Source organism: Glutamicibacter sp. NPDC087831, assembly GCF_044742845.1.
Taxonomy (GTDB): domain Bacteria; phylum Actinomycetota; class Actinomycetes; order Actinomycetales; family Micrococcaceae; genus Glutamicibacter.
Map to the genome: position 1 here is coordinate 74,390 of NZ_JBIUVH010000001.1, position 23,295 is coordinate 97,684.

Below are 23,295 nucleotides of genomic sequence, written 5' to 3' on the forward strand. Positions count from 1 at the left end.
CATGCTGGATATCGTCATTTGGATCTGCGGCATCATGCTCGGGCTCGGTGCTGTCGCCTGCCTGGTCCGTGTTGCCAAGGGGCCGTCAATCCTTGACCGGGTGCTGGCCCTGGACGTGATGCTGCTGATCATCTCCGCCGCGCTGTGCCTGGAAATGGTGCTGCACAAGCACACCGACTACTTGCTGTTCGTCGTGGCCGCCTGCATGCTCGGGTTCATCGGTTCGGTGACCGTCTCGCGCTTCGTTTCGGATCAGAGGAACGCCTAATGGAAATCTTCCTCGATGTCCTCGTTGCCGTCCTGCTGATCCTTGGCTGCCTGATGTCATTGATCGCAGGTATCGGCTTGCTGACCTTCCCGGACATGCTCACCCGCATGCATGCAGCGACCAAACCGCAGGTACTCGGCTTCCTGCTGATTTTCGCTGGACTGGCCATTTACCTGCGCAGCTGGGCTGTGGTCCCGGTACTCGTGCTGGCCTGGGGAATGCAGCTATTGACCGCACCGGTTTCGGCCCACATGATTGGCCGTTCCGGCTACCGGACCAAGCACGCTGCCAAGGAAACCCTGTTCTCCGATGAGCTGAGCCACGTGGTCAACAAGGTCAACGGAACACCGCCGACCGGAACCACCCCGGTTTCCAAGACCGGATCGCCAGACGAACAAGATTGAGAAAAAGCGGGAGCCGCCCCTCTGGGCGGCTCCCGCTTTTGGCTCAACGCCGAAGCTTACTTGGTGAACTTGGCAACAACCTTGTTGGCGCTGCGGTCAGCCACCGTCTGCAGGATTGCTGCGACCAGGGCCGAAACGACTGCGAAGCCTAAGGCACGGCGGAAAGAAGCTTCCGCTGCTTCCTCAGTGCCCTTGCGTGGTGCTTTGCTGCCGGTTGCCTTCAACCAAAGGAAATCAACCAGCTTGCCGCCGAGCATGCCAGCGCCAACGGTGATACCGGTAGTGGCAAGTTTCTGCACTTTATCCATTTTTTCCTCGCGATCAAGCTCTTGACATATCGTTCCTCTGCCCAGCATACCTGCGGTATGGTGGGGGAGCAGTAATTATTCCGACAGGGGAGCGTCAGACTTTTAAAAAGTCGCAAGACGCTGAGAGTGCGATAGATCGCAGACCCTCGAACCTGCCCCGGCTAGTACCGGCGAAGGAAGTCGAGCATCTCGGATGCGGATAGGCGCGGCAGTATGCCCTCATTCCGTCCATCTCCCCTCCTTTCCACAGGAGGACCAGCAATGAACGAAACAGTTTCGAAGCAGCGGACCGGCTGGCGTGTAGTTGATATCGTCGTCGCCTCGGTGATCGCCGTCGCTTCAGGGGTCATTTTCTGGGCGTGGAGTGCCGGCTATGGCCTGTTCTCGCTCGCCTTTGCGGCTTTCCCGCCAGCCACCGCGTTGCTCACCGGCATGTGGCTCTTCCCGGCGGTGCTCGGCGCACTGATCATCCGCAAGCCAGGCGCCGCAATCTACTGCGAGCTGCTGGCCGCTGTGGTTGAAGCGCTGCTCGGCTCGCACTACGGCTTGACCGTACTGATCTCCGGCCTGGTCCAGGGCCTGGGTGCAGAGCTGGTCTTCGCAGCATTCCGCTACCGCAAGTGGAACCTGGGCGTGGCGCTGCTGGCAGGCTTGTTCGCCGGCTTGTTCGCCGGCATTTCCGAGGCCTACATCCTGGCCTACTACGTTGAGTACACCGCCGGAATGAAGATCTTCCACGTGATCGCCACCGGCATTTCCGGCGTAGTCGTCGCAGGGCTGCTGTCCTGGTTGGCCACGCGTGGACTGGCGAAGACCGGTGCATTGAGCGCCCTGCCGAGCCGGCGTGCGCACCTGGAAAGCGCAAAATGAGTTCCTTTGCCAATTCCGGCGCAGCCTCGCTGACACAGCGCGGTGCCGCCATCACCGCAACGGGGTTCGGCTGGCAGCACTCCGAGAGGAAGAATCCTGCCATCTCGGGACTGGACCTTGTGATCCACGCCGGTGAGAAGGTGCTGCTGGTCGGTCCATCGGGCGCCGGCAAGTCAACCTTGCTGCACGCGATGGCCGGGTTGCTGGAAGCGGATGAGGACGATCAGGTCGCTGGCCGGCTGCTCATAGATGGCAGCGATGCCTTCATCCGGAGCCACCCGGTGGGCTTGATGCAGCAAGACCCGGAAACCCAGGTAGTGCAAAGCAGGGTCGCCGATGACGTGGCCTTTGGCGCCGAGAACCTCGGAATGGATCCCGAACTGATCCGCCAGCGGATCCCCGAAGTGCTGGACGCTGTGGGTCTGGGTGCGCTGTCCTTCGAGCACCGCACCCAGCAACTTTCCGGCGGACAGAAACAGCGGTTGGCCTTGGCCGGCATTCTGGCCATGGAACCCAGCGTCATGCTGCTCGATGAACCGACTGCCAATGTGGACCCGCAGAGCATTGAGCTCTTGCGCGATGCGGTGCTGAACGCCGCCCGGCTTTCCGGTGCCACGCTGGTCGTCGTGGAACACCGGATTGAAGCCTGGGCGCAGCATGTGGACCGGGTTATCGTGCTGCAGCCCGGAGGGGGAGTCGCGCACGATCTGGACCCGCAGCAGCTGTACACCGATGAAACGGTGCGCGAGGAGCTGGCTACTGCCGGGCTGTGGATTCCAGGCTACTTCCCGCAGGTGGCCCGGGCAACGAACGGTGCCGGTGCCACGCTGCTGGAAGCGCAGCAGCTGGTATCCGCCCGCACCGCCACGGCACCGCGCACCCAAGCGGTGGACGTGAATGTGCAAGCGGGCACCGCGACGGTGATTCGCGGCGAGAATGGCGCTGGAAAGTCGACGCTGGCCTTGACCTTGGGCGGATTGCTCGTCCCGGCCGACGGCGGCTTGGCGGCCACCGCGCAACTGGCCGACGGTCTGGGCAACTCCCCGTTTGCCTGGAAGGCCGGTGCATTGATTGGGCGGATCGGTTCGGTGTTCCAGGAACCCGAACACCAATTCGTGACCCAGAGCGTTCGGGAAGAGCTGGCTTTCGCTCCCAGCCGCGCGCAGGCCAGCAGCGCCGATGCGCCGAAATACGAGCCGGCCCAGGTCCAAGCGCGCGTGGACGCGTTGCTGGAACGCTTGGGCCTGGCGCATTTGGCTGACGCGAACCCGTTCACCCTCTCCGGGGGCGAGAAGCGGCGCTTGTCCGTGGCCACTGTTCTGGCCGCATCCCCCCAGGTGCTGATCCTCGACGAACCGACCTTCGGGCAGGATGCGAACACGTGGAGGGAACTGGCCGGGCTGCTGGTTGAGGAATTGCAGCAGGGCACCGCGATCATTGCTGTGACCCACGACGATCACTTTGCCTCGGTGCTCAAAGCAAGGGACCTGGTGCTCACTGCCGGCACCCCGGAAGCTGGTATCCCGCGACAGGGGCCGGTGCTTGATGCGCCGGTAGGGCATAGCTGGTTGGCGAAGATCAATCCGCTGGCCAAGCTCGGTGCGGTGGCTGCGGCAACACTGCCGTTGATCACCACCTTGGATTGGGTTTCGGCGCTGGTGGTGATCGTGGCGACCGTGGTGTTCTTCCCCCTGGCAGGGCTGAGCCCGCTGAAATTCCTCAAGCGCGCGTGGCCACTGCTGATTGCCGGAATCCTTGCGGCGTGGGGCATCGCCTTGGTGGGCCAGGATAGCGGCATGGTCTACGCCCAATTCGGCGCCTTCAGCATCACCGAGGGATCGGTGGCCGGGGGCATTGCCACCGGACTGCGCGCTTTCGCGCTGGCCATCCCGTGCATCTTGCTGCTGGCCACCACGAATCCAAGCGATTTGGGCGGGGCGCTGTCTCAGCAGCTGAAGGTACCCCACCGGTTTGTGCTCGGGGCCTTGGCCGGCATGCGATTGCTCGGGTTGATGGTGGAAGAATTCACCACGCTCACGCTGGCCCGGCGCGCTCGCGGTGTCGGGAACTTCGGCACCGTGGGCCAACGCATCAAGGCAACCCTGGGTCAGGTGCTGGCCTTGCTGGTGCAAGCGATTCGCCGCGCCGGACGGTTGGCCACCACGATGGAGGCCAAGGGGTTCGGCACGGCCAAGCGCACATGGATTCGCACGGCCACCTTCACCTGGCGTGATGGCATGGTGCTGGCCACGGGGATCCTGTTTGGCACGGCCGCAATGGCTGCGGCCGTGCTGGCAGGGACCTACAACTTGGTGTGGTCCTAGCGGATTGCTTCGCTCAGGGCGCTGAGCTCTTCATGGAGCTCAGCGTCCAGGCGCAACGGCTTGGCATCGATGGTGCGCACCGGGGTCAGCAGGCGGATGGAGGAAACCAGCCACACGCCATCGGCCTGATACAGGTCTTCCGGGCGCAACGGGCCGTAGCCCAGCTCCCAGCCATCCTGGGCCGCAGCGTCGAAAATGGCGCTTTGCGTGGTGCCTGGCAGGATGCCGGTTTCAAGCATCGGGGTCAGCAGCCGCTTGGTCTCGCCATCGCGCTGGGCTACCAGCACGGTCGAGGTCGGAGCTTCCAGGATGATCCCGTCGGCGGAGGTGAAAATGACATCATGGGCGCCGTGCTTGTGCGCGTAGCGCAGGGCGGCCATGTTGATCGAATAGGAAAGGGTCTTGGCGCCCATCATGAGCCATGGCGCACGTTCGGCCAGCTTCGAGTCGTAGCCGCGATCCAGCATCAGGACATCCACACCGGTTTCACGCTGTTCCCTGCCCAAAGCCGGGGCAGGGGTCACGGTGACCCAGCAAATGGCAGGATCATTGTCGTGCTCGCCGCGCGCGGCGACCAGCTTGACCACCGCTTCTTCAGCGCCGCCGGTGGCATCGAAATCGGCCACAGCGGTATCTACCGCGGCAAACCAGCTGCGCGCATCGGGAATGGCCAAGTCGGCAACTTCAGCCGAGGTCGCCAAGCGTGCCAGGTGCGCTTCGAATTTGCGTACGGCCTGGTTGGTGTAGAGCATCGATTCAAAGATGCCATCACCTCGCGTGACTCCCTGTGCTGTGACCAGAAGTTGCGGTGCAGTGATGTCTGCAAGACGACCAGCCGGATAGGCCGGATCCAAGAATACAAGTGAGCTCATAAAGACAGATTATCGAACCCCAGTGTCTTCTGCGCGATTTCTGCAGGCGGAGATTCAGACAAGTCCGGCAATGTTCGATAAGCTAAGCGAAGGATTTTGGCCTGTACATCGCAGATCAGAGGCCGATAATGCCGAATTCGCGGGGTGTAGCCAAGGGGGTGCCCGAGTGTGGCCAAGTAATGAAGTCTTCTTGCAGATTGGCGGCGTTCTCTGGAGCGTGCTGGTCGCAATAGAGCTAGCGGTTCGCTACTTCATGATCGGCATCGTTCCGGGCAACCGGCGCCCCACCACCGCCATGGCATGGCTATTGGCTATCTTCTTCCTGCCCGTTGTGGGACTTGTCGCATACTGGCTTTTCGCCAATCCGCACCTGTCGCGCCGCCGCTTGGAAAAGCAGCGGCGTGCGCACGATGAAATCATGAAGGCCACGAGCCACATGCAGCTGCCCGAAGAATTCCATTCCCAGGAGGAATGGGTCGAATCGGCAGTCATGCTCAACCGCAATCTTGGTGCCATGCCGCTGGAAGGCGGCAACCAGGTAGAGGTCATTTCCGATTACCGGGCTTCGCTCGATGCCATGCGCAAGGAAATCGATAACGCCACCCGCTATGTGCACATCCAGTTCTACATCATGGGCGATGACCCGGATTATGTTGGACCGGTACTCGATGCGCTGGAAGCGGCCGCGGAGCGCGGCGTGCACGTCCGGTTGCTCTTCGACCACCTGGGAACCTTGCGCGTCAAGGGCTACAAGGATTTCAAGAAGCGGCTGAAGAAATCCGGTATCAACTGGCGCCCGATGCTGCCCATCGACCTGATTGGCCGTCGTTGGCGCCGCCCGGATCTGCGCAACCACCGCAAGATCCTCGTTGTTGATGGCGAGGTGGCCTTCACCGGAAGCCAGAACCTGATTGAACCCGGCTACAAGCGCGAGTCCTCGCATAAGGTGGGCCGCGAATGGGTTGAAATGATGCTCCGGGTCGAAGGTCCGCTGGTGCGCAGCCTCGACGTCACTTTCGCTACCGACTGGTGGCAGGAGGACGACGACCAGGAAGTGCTGATGGACATGGCCGAGGCCCGCCACCCGCTGGCCTATGAGGAACGTCCCGGTTCCACCCTGGCGCAGCTGCTGCCCAGCGGCCCCGGATACGGTACCGAGAACAACCTCAGGCTGTTCAATACGCTGATCTATTCTGCCTCCGAACGCCTGGAAATCACCAGCCCCTACTTCGTTCCCGACGATTCGCTGCTCTATGCCATCACCACTGCCGCCCAGCGCGGAGTAGAAGTGGAATTGTATGTTTGCGAAGAGGGCGACCAGTTCCTGGTGCACCACGCGCAGCAGTCCTACTACCAGCAGCTGCTGGAAGCCGGCGTGCGCATTCACCGCTACCCGGCACCGATGGTGCTGCATACCAAGTGCTTCACCGTGGATAACGACGTGGCCGTGGTGGGATCCTCGAATATGGACATGCGCTCATTCAGCCTGAACATGGAAATTTCCGTGATGCTGCTGGGCAAGGAAATGGTCGATGCGGTTAATCAGGTGCAGAACCACTACCGCGGGATTTCCTCGGAAATCACCCTCTCGCAGTGGCGCCGCCGTCCTCGCATGCAACGCTGGATCGACAACGTGGCTCGCTTGACGGCCACCTTGCAATAATTCAGTTGGCTTGAGTGTCTTGCGGGAAGCTGGCGCCCAGCGCTTGAAGCACGCCACGGGATTTGGTGATGACCTCGTCCCACTCTTCAGCGGGCACCGAATCAGCGGTGATTGCCCCGCCAAGGCCCAGGCTCAACCGCCATGACTGGTCAGCTAGCCGGTCGCACACCAGGGTTCGGATCACCACGGAGAAATCGGCGGCACCATCAGCACCCAGATACCCCACGGCCCCGGAGTACAGGCCGCGGGCACGGTGCTCTTCGAGCTCATCCAAGATGCTCATCGTGGACAGCTTCGGTGCACCGGTCATGGAGCCCGGCGGGAAAGCTTCGCGCAGGGCTTCGGCGGCCAGCTGCGGGGAGGATAGCGTGGCGTCGATGGTGGAGACCATCTGGTGCACTGTCGCGTAGGTTTCCACCGCGCACAGCCGGGCAACCTTCACCGACCCGGGAACCGCATGGTGCGACAGGTCGTTGCGCAACAGGTCAACGATCATGATGTTCTCGGCCCGGTCCTTGGGATGGGTGGCCAGATCATGCTTCAACGCGAGATCTGATTCTTCATTTTCGCCACGCGGCCGGGTGCCCTTGATCGGCTCGGCCCGCAACTGCCCGTCCTTGGACAGCGCGAGGAACCGTTCCGGTGAAATGCTGGCGATTTGCAGATCAGTGAAACGCAGGTAGTGGGCAAACGGTGCAGGGCTGGAGCGGCGCATCCGGCAGTAGGCCTCGAACGGATCGAACAGTTCGGCATGGGCCGTCAGTTCGGTAGTCAGGCAAACTTCGTAGGTGTTGCCTTCATAGATCTCGCGTTGGGCCTGGCGTATCTTCTGCTTGTAACCGGCTTCGGTATCCGCGCAGCTGAACTGCGGGATAGGCAACGGGTGGTGGGCGCGCAGTTCTGGAGGATTGCCCAACAGGATGCTCAGCGCTGCTGCCGGTTCGCTAATGCTGTGCAGATGCATCTGGCCTTCTTGATGGTCAATGACCACCACGGTATCCGGCGCAAAGAACTGGGCATCGGGGCGCACCCGCCCGGGTTCAACCACTGCCTGCAGATCCGCGGCGCCGAGCTCGCGCTTGAGCTCATAACCGAGGTACCCCACCCATGCCGGCAGCGGGTAGCCGGCTTTAGCGGTGGTTCCGGCAGGCCAGAGGCCTGCCAGCGCGCAGAAGAAATCCTCGCCCAGCCGTACTTGCGCTCCGGGCAAGCTGACGGTGGTGCCGTGGCTGGTGGCGCTCAGTACCGGGGGCTGTTCTGCCGCCGAAAGCGCGATCAACGAATAGCGGTTGCGTCCCAACGGGTCGCTGAGCTTATGGCTTGTTGATTCCAGTAGTGCGGCATGCGGAAGGGACCGGGCCAGTTCCTCGAAGAGTGACGCCGTATCGGCTGGCGCCTCGTAGCTCTGGCGGAAGGCTGGGGCAATGGGGGACTGGTCGGAGCGGAGGCAAAGCTGGCGCATCATGGCCGGCAGGTAGCGGCAGGAACGCGCCCAGATATCGATGGGGTCGTGGTCGCCAGCGGCATCAATGAGCAGGGTTGCTGCGGCGTGCGGCTGATGGGCCAGCAGGTACCGTTCCTCTTGTTCGGCCCACATCTGCCAGTACGGACGGTAGGCCTGTCCATCGCGTGCCAGCGCCCGATCGCGGCGGAAGCTTTCGGGTGCTTCCAGCCAGATCCCGATATCGAGGAACTCTCGGGCGTCGGAATGGATCGCTCCTACGCCTTCGATGATCACTACCTCGGCCGGAGTGAAGTTCTTGGATGCGCCAAGGGCACCCGCGGCCCAGTCCCAGGTGGGGTAGGTGATCGTGTTGCCTGCTGCGAGCTGAGGCAGGATCCGGTGGTAGAGATCGAAGGACAGGTGCAGCCCGTCCCAACCGTGGTAGAGCTCTTCGAGGCGCAAAATAGCTATGGAGGCGGTGGCTTCCAGGTATTTCGCTAGGTCTGTTGCAAAGGTGCTTTTGCCGGATCCGGAACGCCCGTCAATGGCAATCAGCGTTGGTCTAGCGGTTTCCACGAGAGGCGATGTTACTCCGCACGTAATCTACAAGGGCAGGCAGGGAAGCAGAAATGAGTTTCCAGGTCTCGCGGAAGTCTCCGGCATCACCGTACCAGGGGTCATAGATGCCCTGCTGGTCGTGCGGGGAGCTCGCGGTTCCCGGATCAAAGGAACGGAACATCCGCAGTTGCGGACGTTCGCTCGGATCGATTTCGGCCAATTCGGGAACGAGTTCCTCGAAGTGGTCGGTGTCCATCGCCAGTACGAGATCCATCTTGGCGATTTCGTCCGAGTCGATCTGGGCAGCAATGTGCTCGGATGCATCAAGTCCATGGCTGCGCAGAGTACTGGCAGCACGCTCATCGATGCGCTTCCCGACTTCACCGTCGGTGATGGCTCGCGATATGACCTCGACCTGCGAGACCTCGGCATCCTTGAGCGCATTCTTGAGCATGTACTCGGCCATAGGCGAACGGCAAATATTTCCCGTGCACACGATCATTATCCGGAACATGGCATCAGTCTATGGGCACAAGGCGATTCGATCGATAGCTACGCGCCCGTTTCCCGGCAACAAATCGGCAACGATTCGGAAATTGGCCCGGGAATCGGTTCACGGCTAGGAGTTCTACGGCAAGAGCGGGGCGAAAATGCTAGTGCATGAGCAGCAGGAGCGCGGCGACCAGGATGAACAGTACGCCGAAGAGGACGTTCAGCAACTTGGCGCCGCGGTAAGTAGCGGTGAAGCGCTGGAAGGTGCGGGCCGTGCCGGCAAAGAAGAAGAACATCACCGCAATGTCCACCACGATGACCGTGCCGATGAAGATGGCATATTGCGCCAGGAGCGGCTGATCAGTGCGGATGAACTGCGGGGTGAAAGCCAGGAAGAAGACGATGGCCTTCGGATTGAGCAGGTTGACCAGGATGCCCCGGTTGAGCATGGACCAGCGGGTCAGGCGATGCCCGGTGCTAGTTCCGTCGGAGGCGACCTCCGGCTTGGAGAGCAGCATGCGGATACCGAGGTACACCAGATAGGCAGCGCCTGCGTAGCGGATGATGGCGAATAGCAACGGCGAGCTGGCCACGAGCAGCCCGACTCCGGCGGCAACGATCACCACGTGGATCAGCAAGGCGATCTGCTGCCCGAGCACGCCCCAAATGGAAGCGCGCCAGCCTTGGCGCATCGAATTGCTCATCGTATTGATGGCTCCGGCCCCGGGGGTGAAGCTGATGACGATGCAGGCGCTGAGAAGGGATATCCAGAGTGAAAGGGTCACTGCTTAAGGCTAGTGTCCGTCGCGCTCTTGGCTGGTTTCGTTGCTCGCTGTGTTACGACTTCTTCGCGCGCGCTGTCCACGCCGGCGACGGCTTCTGCCATGAAGCGGGCTATGACCTGCAGCTGCTGCTCGTCGTAGTGGCTGATCACTTCCCGCATTTTGGCACCTAGCGGCATGAACATTTCCATGCCCTTGCCGCGGGCTTTGGGTGTCATGGCGATGCGGATGACACGGCGATCCCGGTCCGAGCGCTGGCGCTCGATCATTCCCAGTTTTTCCAGGCGGTCGAGCATGGCGGTGGTAGCCGGAGAACTCAGTTGCAGGTCGCGGCTCAGGTCGCGCGGGGAAGGCAGAAGGCTGCGCTGCTCGTATTTCATGATGATTGACAGCGCATTCATATCCGTGCGGTGCGTTGCGTAAAGTGCTCCGGTGGACTCAACGTAGCGGTCCGAGGCTTGGCCGAATTCCTGCAGGAGCATGACCAAATTGTGCTGTTCTCTTGCGCTCATAGGCGCAATCCTAGTCGGAAAAGCATTTAATAGCCTGGGAAGTATTTCTACGATGGAAGTAAGTCTTGTAGTATGGCATTCGGATCGCCCTTTGATCCACCGCCAGCAATCACGAGTGAGGACGGATCAGTGGCGCATGTAGCGAAAACCGACCAGCCATCGGGCAAGAAGCGATTGGACAAGAAGGGTATCGGCATCAGGGCAGGAATCTACGCCCTGCTGATCATCCTCTGGCTGGGTGTAGCCGGAATCGGCGGCCCGACCTTCGGCAAGCTTTCCGAGGTCCAGACCAACGACCAGACCTCCTTCCTCCCGGCCACCGCCGAAGCAACCGAAGCCCTGGAATGGCAGAACAAATTCCGCTCCACCGAAGCAATCCCAGCGGTGGTCCTGCTCACCAGCGATGGCGAGGTCAGCAAGGAAACTGCTGGAGGGGTCGGCGAGGCGCTGAAGGACTTCACGCATCTGGACGGGCAGATCACCGGGCCCTTCCTCTCCGAGGACGGCAAGGCCGCTGAATTCATCGTTCCGGTCTCCGGCGAGGTGGAGGCCGATACCGGAGTCGAAGAGCTGCGGGCGCTCCTGGCCGCCGAGAAGCCCGAGGGCACCACCGCCTACGTCACCGGGCCGGCAGGCTTCAGCGCCGACCTGGTCGAGGCCTTCGGCGGCATCGACGGCGTGCTGCTGGGCGTGGCCCTGGCAGCTGTGCTGGTGATCCTGCTGCTGGTCTACCGTTCGATCCTGCTTCCCTTCACGGTGCTGCTCACCTCGGTCGTCGCGCTGTGCGCGGCAATTGTCGCGGTGTACTTCATGGCATCCGAAGGCTGGATCCGGCTCGACGGCCAGGCCCAGGGCATCTTGTCCATCCTGGTCATCGGCGCGGCTACCGACTACTCGCTGCTGTTCGTGGCCAGGCACAAGGAAGCGCTCATGGCCGGGCAGGACAAGTGGCAGGCCGTGGCTTCCGCATGGAAAGGCTCGCTGGAACCGATTGTCGCTTCGGGCGGCACCGTGACGGTGGGCCTGCTGTGCCTGCTGTTCTCCGATCTGAACTCCAATAAGGCACTGGGACCCATTGGCGCCTCGGGCATCATCTTCTCGATCGTTGCCGCGTTGACGTTCCTGCCGGCGGTGCTCGGCTTGCTGGGACGGGCCGCTTACTGGCCCTTCCCGCCCAAGCCGGTGGCCGTGGACGCCCAAGGCCAGGAGAAGGAAGGCCTGTGGGGCCGCATTGCGCGGTTCGTTGCCAGCCATCCGCGCCCGATCTGGATCATCACCGCTCTGGTGCTCGCCGTGGGAGCGCTGGGCATGACCCAGCTCAAGGCCCATGGCGTGCCGCAGAGCGAGCTGGTGGTAGGCGGTTCGGAGTCGCGTGACGGGCAGATCGCCCTGGGCGAGCACTTCCCTGGCGGCTCGGGATCCCCGGCCACGGTGATTGTCGATGAAGCCGAAGCGCAGACGGCCCTGGAAAAGGCCCTTGATGTCACCGGCGTGGATTCGGCCTACTTGCAGGCTGAAGACGGCGGACCGGCCATGGCCGCCCGCGGGGCCGAGCCAATGAGCGTCGAAGGCCGCAACCTGATGTCGGTGACGCTGGCCGATGCGGCCGACTCGGATGCCGCCAAGCAGACCGTGGTCGAGCTGCGCGAGCAGCTGCATGCGGTCGACGCCGACGCGCTGGTCGGCGGCACCACTGCGACCCAGCTCGATACCAACGAGACGGCCATCGCGGATCTGTTCAAGATCATTCCGATTACCCTCCTGGCCATCTTGCTGATCTTGATGCTGCTGCTGCGTTCCATTCTGGCTCCGGTGCTGCTGATCCTGACCACCGTGCTGTCCTACGGTACGGCGATGGGTGTCAGTGCGCTGGTCTTCAACAATGTCTTCGGCTACGTGGGTGCCGATCCATCCGTACCGCTGTTCGGCTTTGTCTTCCTGGTGGCGCTGGGCGTTGACTACAACATCTTCTTGATGACCCGTGTGCGCGAGGAATCCTTGAAGCGCGGAACCCGTGAGGGCATGCGGGTGGGCTTGAAGGTCACCGGCGGCGTGATTACCTCCGCCGGCGTGGTGCTTGCCGCTACCTTCGCCGCACTGGGTGTGGTGCCAATCATGTTCCTGGGCCAGTTGGGCTTCATCGTGGCCTTCGGGGTGCTCTTGGATACCTTCGTCGTGCGAAGCCTGCTGGTGCCGGCGCTGGTCGAAGAAATCGGACCAAAGGTCTGGTGGCCCTCGAAATTGGCGAAGAAGGAATTCGAGCTGAACTAGGCAGCGCGGCGGCCTGTCCCGGGAGCCCTAGTGGTGAACGTCTCCCGGGGCGGCAGTGCAAAGCGGGGCCGCTCACAGACGGGCCCCGCTTTCGCACTGTAGTATGGATACTTGTGCGTCACCGGAAAATTCTGTGGCGCATGCGTCGACAGTTTAGATTTCCCTCCTGTGAATCGCCCGGAAAACCTCCGCCGGTCCACTTTTGGCAGCAGGCCTTCCTTGGCCTTGCATGTTGCGGACTTCCTCCTGGCTCGGCGAAACCCAACGCCTGAAGCAGGCGTGCGAATCAGAGAGAAAGTTTGAATATGTCCGTAACTTTTAGCGCCCTCGGCGTGCCCGAATACCTGTCGAAAGTCCTTGTTGCCAGCGGGATCGAAGCCGCTTTCCCGATCCAGGAAGCCACCTTGCCGTCGACCTTGGCCGGCGGCGACGTCCTGGGCCGCGGCCAGACCGGCTCCGGCAAGACTTTGGCCTTCTCGCTGCCCCTGGTAGCTCGGCTGGCAGATCGCCCACAGCGTCGCAAGGCCCGTTTCCCACGCGCGCTGATCATGGCTCCAACCCGTGAACTGGCGACCCAGATTGCCAAGACCGTTGACCCGCTGGCAAAGGCCGCAGGCCTGCGTACCACCGTGATCTACGGTGGCGTGGCCCAGAGCCGCCAGGAAAAGGCCATGAACGAGGGCGTGGACATTGTCATCGCCTGCCCGGGCCGCCTGGATGACCTGATCAAGCAGAAGGTCGTGGACCTGTCCCAGCTGGAAATCTCCGTGCTGGATGAAGCCGACCACATGGCCGACATGGGCTTCCTGCCTGTAGTTCGCCGCATCATGGACCGCATGCCAACCGGCATCCAGCACATGCTGTTCTCCGCTACCTTGGACAACGGTGTGGACAAGGTGGTCAAGCGCTACCTGAGCAACCCGACCATTCACTCGGTGGATGCACCCAAGGCCGCTGTGAACACCATGGAGCACCACGTCTTCGTCATCGGCAACGATGATAAGAAGGACCTGATCCGCGTTCTGGCCCAGGGCACTGCCCGTCGCATCATGTTCATGCGCACCAAGCACCACGCCAAGAAGATGGCGCTCACCCTGTCCAAGGCTGGCGTTCCGGCGGTAGACCTGCACGGTAACCTCTCGCAGAATGCCCGTGACCGCAACCTTGCGGCTTTTGCTTCAGGCGAGGCGAAGGTTCTTGTCGCCACCGACGTAGCCGCTCGTGGCGTGCACGTTGATGGTGTGGAGCTGGTTGTCCACGTTGATCCACCAGCAGAGCACAAGGCCTACACCCACCGCTCCGGCCGTACCGCACGTGCGGGTTCGGATGGAACTGTAGTGACCATCTGCACCCCTGATCAGCAGGGCGACGTTTCGACTTTGCTGAAGCAGGCCGGACTGAAGGTGCCTTTCGAAAAGGTCAACCTGAATTCTCCGGTTGTGGCCAAGGTCGTCGGCGAAGTTGCCGAGCCGGTTGCCTACGTTGCTCCGGTTCAGCAGAAGCGCAATCCTGCCAAGAGCAAGCCTGCCGGTGAAGGTGCCGGCCGCGGTGGCCGCGGCCAGCGCCCGGCGCGTGGCGCCAAGCCAGCTGCCGAAGCCCAGGGCCGTGGCGGCGAACGCCGCCGTACGGAACGTGACGGCGCTAGCCAGGGCGAGCGTCCAGCGCGCAGCGCCCGCGGTGCGAACTCCGACCGTCCAGCCCGCGGCGCACGAGGTGCCAACGCTGAACGCCCGTCGAGCCCTTCGCGCTCACCGCGAACCGGCGGCCGCAATGCCGCTGGCGGTGCAACCGGTGGCCGTTCGCGTGGCCCGCGTCGCGCATCGAGCCCAGCTGGTCGTGGCAACTAGGCGCTGGCACTAATCCTTGCGGAGTACTCCCTCGCATCCATCCCAATGGATGCGGGGGAGTTTTGCGTTAAACCCGGGAAATTGCGCGTCAAAAGTTTAGCTCCGCTGATTGATCACGTTTCGACTAGGCGATACATAGGATTGAAGCAACGAGCTGCCGATTAACCTTCACCGCTTCAGGAGCACCAGCCATGATTGAATCCCTGCAGAATTTCGCCGCGTCCTTCCCGGAGCCACTGCAATTCTTGGCGGTTGCCTTGCTAGCTGCCATTCCGCTGATCGAGTCCTACTTTGGTTCGGCCATTGGCGTGGTCATCGGTGTTCCGGTGGTTGCTGCCATCGCCACCGCCGTGATCGGCAACGTGATTTCCATGCTGTTGTTCGTCAACAGCGCCCACGCCGTGCGGAACAAGGTTCGCAAGGGCAAGGACTCGGAGAAGAAGGAACGCAAGTTCGAGAAGCTGCGCCGAGCTTTCGATAAATACGGCATTGCCGGGGTGAGCCTTCTGGGGCAGACCATCCTGCCTTCGCAGGTGACCTCGGCTGCCTTGGTCTCCTTCGGCGCCAATAAGCAGAAGGTGATCATCTGGCAGATCATCTCGATTATCTTGTGGGGCACCGCGTTTGGCGTTCTGGCTGCCCGGGGAATTAGCCTGATGGGCTAACCCGAACTCGCTGAAAGCGAACAAGCCGTCCTCGAATGACCGAGGACGGCTTGTTTTCCAGTGGCTATGGAATGCCAAGGGATTACTTGCGGCGTCCAAAAGCAAAATAGGCGATGGGGCCAAGGAAATTGATCATGCTGGCCGCTGCCCATGCCGGCTTTGGACCCTTGACTTGTTCTGCAGGGCGCTTGTACAAATCCCGCAGTGCCGCAACCATCAAGGTCAGCTCGGCAATTGCCGCAGAGGCGACCGCGATCTTTCCGCCCGGTGGCAGATCCTGGAACTTGCGCTTCGTTTCCATGAGGTGGCTCCTAGCTGCCGCTTTTCCCGCCCGCTGGAAGCGTTGAAAGCGGATGAATGAAAAATTATTTCAGGACGGGAATTATTCTCTCACCACGGCAGTTGAAATGAGCAGAACGCAAAGTTGAGTCGCCTTCGCTCAAGTTGATTTGACAGTCGAAAGCGGCTGAGTAAACTTGAGTGCAGAACGCTCAATGAGGATAAATGTCCTCAGCGTTAGTACTTTCAACCAAGGCAAAGGAGAGCCATTATGTCGCGTGCCGTAGGTATCGACCTAGGAACCACCAACTCCGTAGTTTCCGTGCTCGAAGGTGGTGAGCCAACCGTTATCGCAAACGCGGAAGGCAACCGCACTACCCCGTCGATCGTTGCTTTCTCGAAGAGCGGCGAAGTCCTGGTTGGCGATATCGCCAAGCGCCAGGCCGTCAACAACATCGACCGCACCATCGCATCGGTCAAGCGTCACATGGGTACCGACTGGACCATTGACGTTGACGAGAAGAAGTACACTGCTCAGGAAATCTCGGCTCGTACCCTGATGAAGCTGAAGAACGACGCTGAGTCGTACCTGGGCGAGAAGGTCACCGACGCGGTGATCACCGTTCCTGCATACTTCAACGACGCAGAGCGCCAGGCCACCAAGGAAGCTGGCGAGATCGCCGGCCTGAACGTCCTGCGCATCGTCAACGAGCCAACCGCAGCTGCGCTGGCTTACGGCCTGGAAAAGGGCCAGGAAGACGAGCTCATCCTGGTCTTCGACCTCGGTGGCGGCACCTTCGACGTTTCCCTGCTGGAAGTCGGCAAGGACGACGACGGCTTCTCGACCATCCAGGTCCGCTCCACCGCAGGCGATAACCGCCTGGGCGGCGACGACTGGGATCAGCGCATCGTGGATTGGCTGCTGGCCCAGGCCAAGGCCAAGGGCGCGGACCTGTCCAAGGACAAGATCGCGCTGCAGCGCCTGAAGGAATCTGCTGAGCAGGCCAAGAAGGAACTGTCCTCGGCTACCAGCACCAACATCTCGCTGCAGTACCTCTCGGTGACCCCGGAAGGCCCAGTGCACCTGGACGAGCACCTCTCGCGTGCCAAGTTCCAGGACCTGACCAAGGACCTGCTGGAGCGCACCCGCAAGCCATTCAACGACGTCATCGCCGAGGCAGGCGTCAAGGTTTCGGACATCGCCCACGTGATCCTGGTTGGCGGTTCCACCCGCATGCCAGCCGTTGCCGAACTGGTCAAGGACCTGGCCGGCAAGGAAGCGAACAAGGGCGTGAACCCAGATGAGGTTGTCGCCGTGGGCGCAGCGCTGCAGGCAGGCGTGCTGAAGGGCGAGCGCAAGGACGTTCTGCTCATCGACGTCACCCCACTGTCCCTGGGTATTGAGACCAAGGGCGGCGTGATGACCAAGCTGATCGAGCGCAACACCGCGATCCCGACCAAGCGTTCGGAGACCTTTACCACCGCCGAGGACAACCAGCCTTCGGTATCCATCCAGGTCTTCCAGGGCGAGCGCGAGTTCACCCGCGACAACAAGGCGCTGGGCACATTCGAGCTGACCGGTATCGCACCGGCTCCTCGCGGCATCCCGCAGGTTGAGGTCACCTTCGACATCGACGCCAACGGCATCGTGCACGTATCCGCCAAGGACAAGGGCACCGGCACCGAGCAGTCGATGACCATCACCGGTGGTTCCTCGCTGTCCAAGGAAGACATCGAGCGCATGGTCCAGGAAGCTGAAGCACACGCCGAAGAAGACAAGGCACGCCGCGAGGCCGCTGAGACCCGTAACGCCGCTGAGCAGGCTGCCTACTCCGTAGACAAGCTGATCAAGGACAACGAAGACAAGCTGCCTGAAGAGGTCAAGACCGAGGTCCAGGCTGACGTCGACGCCCTGAAGGCTGCGCTGGAGAAGCAGGACAACGACGACGAGGTCAAGGCCGCGTTCGAGAAGCTGCAGGCATCGCAGACCAAGCTGGGCGAGGCAATCTACGCCAACGCGCAGGCCGAGGGCGCCCAGGCTCCTGAGGGCGAGCAGGCACCGAACGCTGATGAAGACATCGTCGACGCCGAGGTCATCGACGAAGACGAAGCCGACAAGAAGTAAGGAGTTTAGGAATATGTCCGAGGCAAAGGACCAGAACGAGAACTCCGGCCAGGAGCCGGAGAACCAGCCAGAGGCCGCCAACGAGCAGCCAACCGCTGACGCCCTGGGTCAGGCCGAGGCGATCCTGAACGAAGCTGCTGCTGGCGCTGAAGCCGATTCGGCGCAGCCGGAAGAGGCCGGTGCGGTGGAAACCGAACTGCGCAACGACCTGCTGCGCCTGCAGGCCGAATACGTCAACTACCGCAAGCGCGTGGAACGCGACCGGGCCGTAGCGCGTGAAAACGCCGTGCAGTCCGTGCTCAACACCCTGCTTCCGGTGCTTGACGACATCGATGCGGCACGAGCCCACGGCGACCTCGCCGACGGCCCGTTCGCATCGATCGCCAACAAGCTGGATGGAATTCTGGCTCAGCATGGCCTGGAGCGCATCAACGAGGCCGGCGTGGAGTTCGACCCGAACATCCACGAAGCCCTGCTTCGCCAGGCTGTTGACGAGATTCCAGCCGACCACGTGGGACAGGTGCTGCGCACCGGTTACCGCAAGGGAACCATCATCCTGCGTGCAGCTCAGGTGCTGGTAGCAACCGGCGAATAGCCACGAATAGCACAATCGATACTGCCCACTGCCGAGTCTTCGACAGTGGGCAGTGTCGAATTGGCACTGAAAGGATGGGGCCCTGATGGCAAGTCAGGACTGGATCGAAAAAGACTTTTACGCCATTCTGGGCGTCTCCAAGGACGCCAGCGAGGCGGACATCAAGAAGGCGTACCGCAAGCTTGCGCGCAAGTACCACCCGGATACCAACCAGGGTGATGCGGCCGCTGAAAAGAAATTCAAGGACATCTCCGAAGCCAACTCGGTGCTTTCGGACAAGGAAGAGCGCGAGCAGTACGACGCGATCCGCGCCATGGGCGGCGGAGCGCGATTCTCTGCTGGTGGCGGACCGGGCGGCCCCGGCGGGCAAGCCGGCTTCGAGGACATCTTCTCCAACCTCTTCGGAGGCGGCGGAGCGGGCCCACGTGGCCGCGGCGGACAGCCGGACTTCTCCGACCTCTTCGGTGGTGGCGGCGGTTTCGGTGGCGGCGGCTTCGGCCAGAGCGCACCACCGCGCAAGGGTGCTGACCGCACGGCGAGCACCACGATTTCCTTCTCCGGATCAATTAAGGGCACCACCATTGGCCTGCGCGAGCAGAATGGCGAGGTCATTGACGTGCGCATACCGGCGGGCATCAAGGATGGCCAGTCGGTGCGCGTGCGCGGCAAGGGCCAGCCTGGTGCTGCCGGCAACGGCGACCTGCTGGTCAAGGTCAAGGTCAGCGAGCACCCGTTCTTCAAGCGCGAAGAGAACAACATCCGCATCCACGTGCCGGTGACCTTCGCTGAAGCGGTGCTTGGAGCAAAGATCCACGTACCGACCCTGGACGGGGATTCCGTTGCGGTGAAGGTTCCCGCTGGATCCAACTCCGGGCGCACCTTGCGTCTGAAGGGCCGCGGCGTGAAGACCTCCAAGGCCACCGGCGATCTGCTGATCGTCCTGGATGTCGCGATTCCGCAGAACCTCTCGGATGCTGCAAAGAAGGCCGTGGAGGACTTCGCATCAGCCACCGAGGGCGAGGATCCACGAGTGGATTTGGCTGCCAAAGCCAAGCTCTGAACCCAATAGGCTGTCTTCCCTGCCCCGTCATCGAATTGGCTGGGCAGGGAAGATAGACTCGAAGGCAATAGGGACCGAATCCAAGGTCCTTGCAGAAAGGTGGTAGAAGCAACGTGAACGGGGAGTACCTGCGACCTGTCTTCGTCATTTCCGTCGCCGCGCAACTTGCAGACATGCATCCGCAGACGCTGCGCCAGTATGACCGCATTGGTTTGGTTTCGCCCAGCCGCCAGAGCGGAAAGCAACGCCGCTACTCGCAGCGCGACGTATCACTGTTGCGCCAGGTGCAGGCCCTGAGCAAGGAAGGCGTCTCGCTCGAGGGCATCAAGCGTATCCTGGACCTGCAAGATCAAGTCGCCTATCTGCAAACCGAAGTCAATGGGCTTCGCCAAGAACTTTCCGCCGTACGCCAGGGCCAATCTCGCATCTTCGCTGCGGGCACCGCTGGAGGCGACATCGTTTCGTTGGCTAGGGGCATGCGCCCTGAACGCCGTGAACCGACCGTGACGCTGTTTACCGCGCGCCGCGCTATCGGACGCTAGATCCGTCCGTGCCGGGCCAAGCGCGCTTCCAATTGGGTGCGCACGGCAGGCCATTCGTGCGGGAGTATTGAGAACATCACCGTATCGCGCAGGGTGCCGCTCTTTGGATCATATTTGTGATTGCGCAGCACGCCATCCTGCTTGGCGCCGAGCCGTGCAATCGCGGCGCGTGAAGCGGCATTGTGCCAGTGCGTGCAGAAAGCCACTGAATAGCAATCCAGTTCCTCGAAAGCCCGGCGCAGCAGCATGAACTTGGCAGCTGGATTGATCCCGGTGCCTTGGGCTGGCATGGCCAGGAACGTTGAGCCGATTTCCACGCGGTGATTTGCCGCGTCGATATTCAAGTAAGTCGTGGCCCCCACCGCTTTGCCGGTGGACAGGTCGATGATCGCAAAGGGAGCCATCTCGCCAGTTTCCTGCAATGCCAAGCGGCGCTGGATATCCAAGCGCATGGATTCGGCCGATGGAGTGGTGGCAAACCACGCTTCATCCAACTGGCCGTTGGCTGCGAGCTGGATCAGATCCGGGGCGTGGTCCATTGACAATTGTTCTAGCCGCACCCCGGCATAGTCCATTCTCGGAGCTTGGGCGTAGTGCAGACTTTGCGCAGAAGAAGAGGCCATGGAATCCATCCTATGGATTCCATGGCCTCTTCAATGCTTTATTTCGGCGACTAGCCGATGCGGGTGTACGCCAGATCGAAGACCAGACGACCAGCCTTGAGCGCCTTGCCTTCGAAGCTGGTCAGGATCCGGCGCTCGAAACGCGGGGCCCAGCCACCCTGGGCATCGGTGAATTCTGGCTCGGGGTCGAAGCCTTCCATGCCCTCGCGGCGCACCTTGGTCAGGTTGCTCTCAGTGCCGGACAGATTGCCATGATGCTGGTTTTCGAAGTCCGGATGGGCTTCGAGGACTTCGCGCATTTGCTCGGCGTAGTTGGACCAGTCGGTGGCCAAGCGCAGGGTGCCTCCCGGCTTGAGCACGCGGGAGACCTTGTCCAGGAACGAGGCCTTGATCAGGCGACGCTTATGGTGGCGCGGCTTGTGCCATGGATCTGAGAAGAAGATCCAGATCTCATCGGCGCTGTTCTCGTCCAGCATGACATCCAGAACCTCTGGGGCATTGGCCTGCACTGCGCGGACGTTGGCGATGCCGAAAGACTCGACCTTCAGCATCAGCTGGGCCAGGCCCGGACGGTAGACCTCAACGGCGAGGTAGTTGCGCTCGGGATCATCCTTGGCGGCGTTGGCGATGCATTCGCCCAGGCCGGTGCCGATCTCCACGATCAGCGGTGCGGTGCGTCCGAAAGCCTCGGCAGGATCGAGCTGGAAGTCATCGGCAACCGAAGTGTCGGCGATCTTGCGGGGCGGCTCAATGACGTACTGATCGGCATTGCGCTCCCAGGCGCTGGCACGGCGGCCCTGCAGGCGGTTGCCGCGGCGCACGAAGGATACCGGCTCGGCACGGAAAAGGTCTGGGTTCCTAGGGGCAGTGCCGTGGGCTGGGCGCTGCTGCTCGCTCGATTCGCTCATGATGATTAATCCTATCCGAGCAAGCTGCTTCGATGCTTGCCGAACGGTAGGGGATTGGACACCCCTAGAAGAAAATCGGGGGGATCCCCGATGGAGTAAAACAGGCAAAAGACAGAGAATATAACCATGACTGATTTAGTGCGCGGTATTCTCAACATTATTTGGCTGCTTTTCGGCGGCCTGTGGCTGGCCTTGGGCTACGTGTTGGCAGGCATCATCTGCTGCGTGCTGATCGTGACCATTCCATTCGGCATCGCCTCGTTCCGCATTGCCGGCTATGCGCTGTGGCCGTTTGGCCGCACCGTGGTCGACAACGGCCCGGTAGGCGCGTTCTCCACCCTCGGCAACATCATCTGGATCATTTTTGCTGGTATCTGGATTGCCGTTGGGCACGTGGTAACCGCGATCCCGATGTTCATTTCGATTATCGGCATCCCGCTGGGGATCGCAAACTTGAAGATGATCCCGGTTTCCCTGATGCCTCTGGGCAAGGTCATTGTGCCTTCGGACTATTTCATCGGCGGTGTTCGCCGCTAGGCTGCGCCAAGACAGCGAATGGCTGCCAACCCTTGATGGGGTTGGCAGCCATTCGCTTTATGTACGAACCTGATCAGCTCTTGAGGTACTCATCGTGCTGGCGGTGCGCTTCGGCGACCTCGACACGGATCTTGTCCACGTCCTTGGCCTTGTCGCGGTACTTCTTTTCCATGGTTTTCACATACGCTTCTTCCTCCACCAAGGCGCGGTAGATGCGTTCGCGTTCGACCGCGTCCGAGGTGTAGCTCAGGTCGTTGTAGCTGTTGGCATGGCGGCGCAGGTTGCCGATGGCAGTCTGGGCCTTGCCTGCCTTGCTGAACAGCGAAGCGAGAATTGTCAGCACCAGGACGCCGATAATGACGCTCAGCGACAGGCCGGTGCTGATTTCAATGACCATCACGTGCTCACCATCATTGATGAATGGCAAGTTGTTCTCGTGCAGTGCATGCAGGATCAGCTTCACGCCGATGAATGCCAGGATTGCTGCCAACCCGTAGGACAGGTAGATCAAGCGGTCCAGCAATCCGTCGAGCAGGAAGTAGAGCTGGCGCAGTCCCATGAGCGAGAAGGCGGTAGCCGTGAACACGATGTAGACGTTCTGGGTGAGTCCGAAGATCGCAGGGATGGAATCCAGAGCGAAGAGAATATCGGTACCGCCGATGGCCACCATGACCAGCAGCATCGGAGTCAGGACCTTCTTGCCATCGATCTTGGTGAACAGCTTGTCGCCGTCATAGTTGTCGGTAGTGTGGAATAGCTTCTTGGCGATCCGGATGATGAAGTTGTTGGCCTCATCGGATTCGTCATCCTTCTTCAGCAGGTTGCCTGCGGTCAACAGCAGGATCAGGCCGAACAGGTAGAAGACCCAAGCGAACTGGTTGATCAGCGCCGCGCCGACAAAGATGAAGGCGGTACGTGCGATCAGCGAGAAGACGATGCCGAAGAGCAGGACTTTCTGCTGGTCTTCGCGGGGTACGCGGAAGCTGGCGATGATAATCAGGAAGACGAACAGGTTGTCGACCGACAGGGCCTTCTCGGTAATGTAGCCGGCAAAGTACTCGGCACCCATGTCGATTCCGCCGAAGACCAGCACCAGCACACCGAAAACGAGGGCCAAGCCAACATAGATGCTGGACCAGATCGCTGCTTCACGCAGCGATGGAACATGGGCCTTGCGGATGTGGAAAAAATAGTCGAAGGCCAGAAGGGCGAGAATCACGACAATCGTGATGCCCCAAATCATAGGGGAAACTCCCATAGGGATTCCTGCTTTCGTAAGTAGCGCGCGAACGCATCTGAGTAAGTCTCTTCACCGACCCCGGGGCTGGCCGCAAAACCCGGCAGGA

General features: G+C 61.4%; 23 protein-coding genes and 1 riboswitch. Of the genes, 13 read left to right on the forward strand and 10 right to left on the reverse strand.

Annotated elements, in window-relative coordinates; translation table 11 throughout:
- Window position 1: 1 nt before the first annotated feature.
- Both ACIOJF_RS00350 and mnhG read left to right on the forward strand, forming a co-directional pair.
- A complete protein-coding gene (locus ACIOJF_RS00350) occupies window positions 2-268 on the forward strand; it encodes a monovalent cation/H+ antiporter complex subunit F (RefSeq protein ID WP_105657014.1) in 267 nt (88 codons plus the stop codon).
- The gene (mnhG, locus tag ACIOJF_RS00355) at window positions 268-672 is read left to right on the forward strand and encodes a monovalent cation/H(+) antiporter subunit G (RefSeq protein ID WP_105657013.1); all 405 of its coding nucleotides are present in this window, start codon (window positions 268-270) and stop codon (window positions 670-672) included. The genes ACIOJF_RS00350 and mnhG overlap by 1 nt, the downstream gene beginning before the upstream one ends.
- 56 nt (window positions 673-728) lie before the next feature.
- Here the strand turns inward: mnhG and ACIOJF_RS00360 are convergent, their stop codons facing one another.
- A complete protein-coding gene (locus tag ACIOJF_RS00360) occupies window positions 729-971 on the reverse strand; it encodes a DUF4235 domain-containing protein (protein WP_105657090.1) in 243 nt (80 codons plus the stop codon).
- A gap of 84 nt (window positions 972-1,055) precedes the next feature.
- Window positions 1,056-1,176: riboswitch (TPP riboswitch) on the forward strand.
- 65 nt (window positions 1,177-1,241) lie between these two features.
- Here ACIOJF_RS00360 and ACIOJF_RS00365 point away from each other — a divergent pair.
- Together ACIOJF_RS00365 and ACIOJF_RS00370 are read left to right on the forward strand one after the other, a co-directional pair.
- On the forward strand, window positions 1,242-1,850 hold the full coding sequence (locus ACIOJF_RS00365) for an ECF transporter S component (protein WP_105657012.1): 609 nt from the start codon (window positions 1,242-1,244) through the stop codon (window positions 1,848-1,850).
- Entirely contained in the window at window positions 1,847-4,174 is a 2,328-nt protein-coding gene (locus ACIOJF_RS00370) for an ATP-binding cassette domain-containing protein (RefSeq protein ID WP_402741078.1), read from the forward strand. The genes ACIOJF_RS00365 and ACIOJF_RS00370 overlap by 4 nt, the downstream gene beginning before the upstream one ends.
- Here the strand turns inward: ACIOJF_RS00370 and ACIOJF_RS00375 are convergent.
- Window positions 4,171-5,046, reverse strand: coding sequence for an aminodeoxychorismate lyase (locus tag ACIOJF_RS00375; protein WP_105657010.1), 876 nt, complete (start codon window positions 5,044-5,046; stop codon window positions 4,171-4,173). The genes ACIOJF_RS00370 and ACIOJF_RS00375 overlap by 4 nt on opposite strands.
- Before the next feature lie 166 nt (window positions 5,047-5,212).
- Here ACIOJF_RS00375 and cls point away from each other — a divergent pair, with 166 nt between their 5' ends.
- Window positions 5,213-6,709, forward strand: a complete 1,497-nt coding sequence (gene cls, locus ACIOJF_RS00380) for a cardiolipin synthase (protein ID WP_286134130.1) — start codon at window positions 5,213-5,215, stop codon at window positions 6,707-6,709.
- A gap of 1 nt (window position 6,710) precedes the next feature.
- Here the strand turns inward: cls and ACIOJF_RS00385 are convergent, their stop codons facing one another.
- The 4 genes from ACIOJF_RS00385 to ACIOJF_RS00400 form a co-directional block, all read right to left on the reverse strand.
- On the reverse strand, window positions 6,711-8,729 hold the full coding sequence (locus ACIOJF_RS00385; protein WP_105662529.1) for a chorismate-binding protein: 2,019 nt from the start codon (window positions 8,727-8,729) through the stop codon (window positions 6,711-6,713).
- Window positions 8,716-9,225, reverse strand: coding sequence for a low molecular weight protein-tyrosine-phosphatase (locus ACIOJF_RS00390; protein ID WP_105657007.1), 510 nt, complete (start codon window positions 9,223-9,225; stop codon window positions 8,716-8,718). The genes ACIOJF_RS00385 and ACIOJF_RS00390 overlap by 14 nt, the downstream gene beginning before the upstream one ends.
- A 139-nt stretch (window positions 9,226-9,364) precedes the next feature.
- The gene (locus ACIOJF_RS00395; RefSeq protein ID WP_105657006.1) at window positions 9,365-9,988 is read right to left on the reverse strand and encodes a LysE family transporter; all 624 of its coding nucleotides are present in this window, start codon (window positions 9,986-9,988) and stop codon (window positions 9,365-9,367) included.
- Window positions 9,985-10,497, reverse strand: coding sequence for a MarR family winged helix-turn-helix transcriptional regulator (locus ACIOJF_RS00400; protein ID WP_105657005.1), 513 nt, complete (start codon window positions 10,495-10,497; stop codon window positions 9,985-9,987). The genes ACIOJF_RS00395 and ACIOJF_RS00400 overlap by 4 nt, the downstream gene beginning before the upstream one ends.
- A gap of 129 nt (window positions 10,498-10,626) precedes the next feature.
- Here ACIOJF_RS00400 and ACIOJF_RS00405 point away from each other — a divergent pair, with 129 nt between their 5' ends.
- The 3 genes from ACIOJF_RS00405 to ACIOJF_RS00415 all read left to right on the forward strand — a co-directional run bounded on the left by ACIOJF_RS00405 (window position 10,627) and on the right by ACIOJF_RS00415 (window position 15,280).
- The gene (locus ACIOJF_RS00405; protein WP_105657089.1) at window positions 10,627-12,768 is read left to right on the forward strand and encodes an MMPL family transporter; all 2,142 of its coding nucleotides are present in this window, start codon (window positions 10,627-10,629) and stop codon (window positions 12,766-12,768) included.
- Window positions 12,769-13,073: 305 nt separating this feature from the next.
- Window positions 13,074-14,615 (forward strand): DEAD/DEAH box helicase, encoded by a 1,542-nt coding sequence (locus ACIOJF_RS00410; protein WP_105657004.1) that lies wholly within the window; start codon window positions 13,074-13,076, stop codon window positions 14,613-14,615.
- Between the two features lie 191 nt (window positions 14,616-14,806).
- Window positions 14,807-15,280, forward strand: a complete 474-nt coding sequence (locus ACIOJF_RS00415; protein ID WP_105657003.1) for a small multi-drug export protein — start codon at window positions 14,807-14,809, stop codon at window positions 15,278-15,280.
- Between the two features lie 82 nt (window positions 15,281-15,362).
- Here ACIOJF_RS00415 and ACIOJF_RS00420 read toward each other — a convergent pair whose 3' ends face one another.
- Window positions 15,363-15,581, reverse strand: coding sequence for a PLD nuclease N-terminal domain-containing protein (locus ACIOJF_RS00420; protein WP_105657002.1), 219 nt, complete (start codon window positions 15,579-15,581; stop codon window positions 15,363-15,365).
- Window positions 15,582-15,830: 249 nt separating this feature from the next.
- Here ACIOJF_RS00420 and dnaK point away from each other — a divergent pair, with 249 nt between their 5' ends.
- From dnaK to ACIOJF_RS00440, 4 genes are all read left to right on the forward strand, one after another.
- A complete protein-coding gene (gene dnaK / locus ACIOJF_RS00425; RefSeq protein WP_105657001.1) occupies window positions 15,831-17,684 on the forward strand; it encodes a molecular chaperone DnaK in 1,854 nt (617 codons plus the stop codon).
- A 13-nt stretch (window positions 17,685-17,697) separates the two neighbouring features.
- Window positions 17,698-18,279: a nucleotide exchange factor GrpE gene (locus tag ACIOJF_RS00430; RefSeq protein WP_105657000.1), complete on the forward strand. Its 582-nt coding sequence runs from the start codon at window positions 17,698-17,700 to the stop codon at window positions 18,277-18,279.
- Between the two features lie 85 nt (window positions 18,280-18,364).
- Window positions 18,365-19,339, forward strand: coding sequence for a DnaJ C-terminal domain-containing protein (locus tag ACIOJF_RS00435; RefSeq protein ID WP_105656999.1), 975 nt, complete (start codon window positions 18,365-18,367; stop codon window positions 19,337-19,339).
- 113 nt (window positions 19,340-19,452) lie between these two features.
- A complete protein-coding gene (locus ACIOJF_RS00440) occupies window positions 19,453-19,881 on the forward strand; it encodes a heat shock protein transcriptional repressor HspR (protein WP_105656998.1) in 429 nt (142 codons plus the stop codon).
- Here ACIOJF_RS00440 and ACIOJF_RS00445 read toward each other — a convergent pair.
- Window positions 19,878-20,504: a GNAT family N-acetyltransferase gene (locus ACIOJF_RS00445; protein WP_105657088.1), complete on the reverse strand. Its 627-nt coding sequence runs from the start codon at window positions 20,502-20,504 to the stop codon at window positions 19,878-19,880. The genes ACIOJF_RS00440 and ACIOJF_RS00445 overlap by 4 nt on opposite strands.
- A 50-nt stretch (window positions 20,505-20,554) precedes the next feature.
- A complete protein-coding gene (gene trmB / locus ACIOJF_RS00450) occupies window positions 20,555-21,412 on the reverse strand; it encodes a tRNA (guanosine(46)-N7)-methyltransferase TrmB (protein ID WP_105656997.1) in 858 nt (285 codons plus the stop codon).
- A 126-nt stretch (window positions 21,413-21,538) separates the two neighbouring features.
- Here trmB and ACIOJF_RS00455 point away from each other — a divergent pair, with 126 nt between their 5' ends.
- A complete protein-coding gene (locus ACIOJF_RS00455) occupies window positions 21,539-21,949 on the forward strand; it encodes a YccF domain-containing protein (RefSeq protein WP_105656996.1) in 411 nt (136 codons plus the stop codon).
- 73 nt (window positions 21,950-22,022) lie between these two features.
- Here the strand turns inward: ACIOJF_RS00455 and ACIOJF_RS00460 are convergent, their stop codons facing one another.
- Entirely contained in the window at window positions 22,023-23,207 is a 1,185-nt protein-coding gene (locus tag ACIOJF_RS00460) for a TerC family protein (RefSeq protein WP_105656995.1), read from the reverse strand.
- Window positions 23,208-23,295 lie beyond the last annotated feature (88 nt).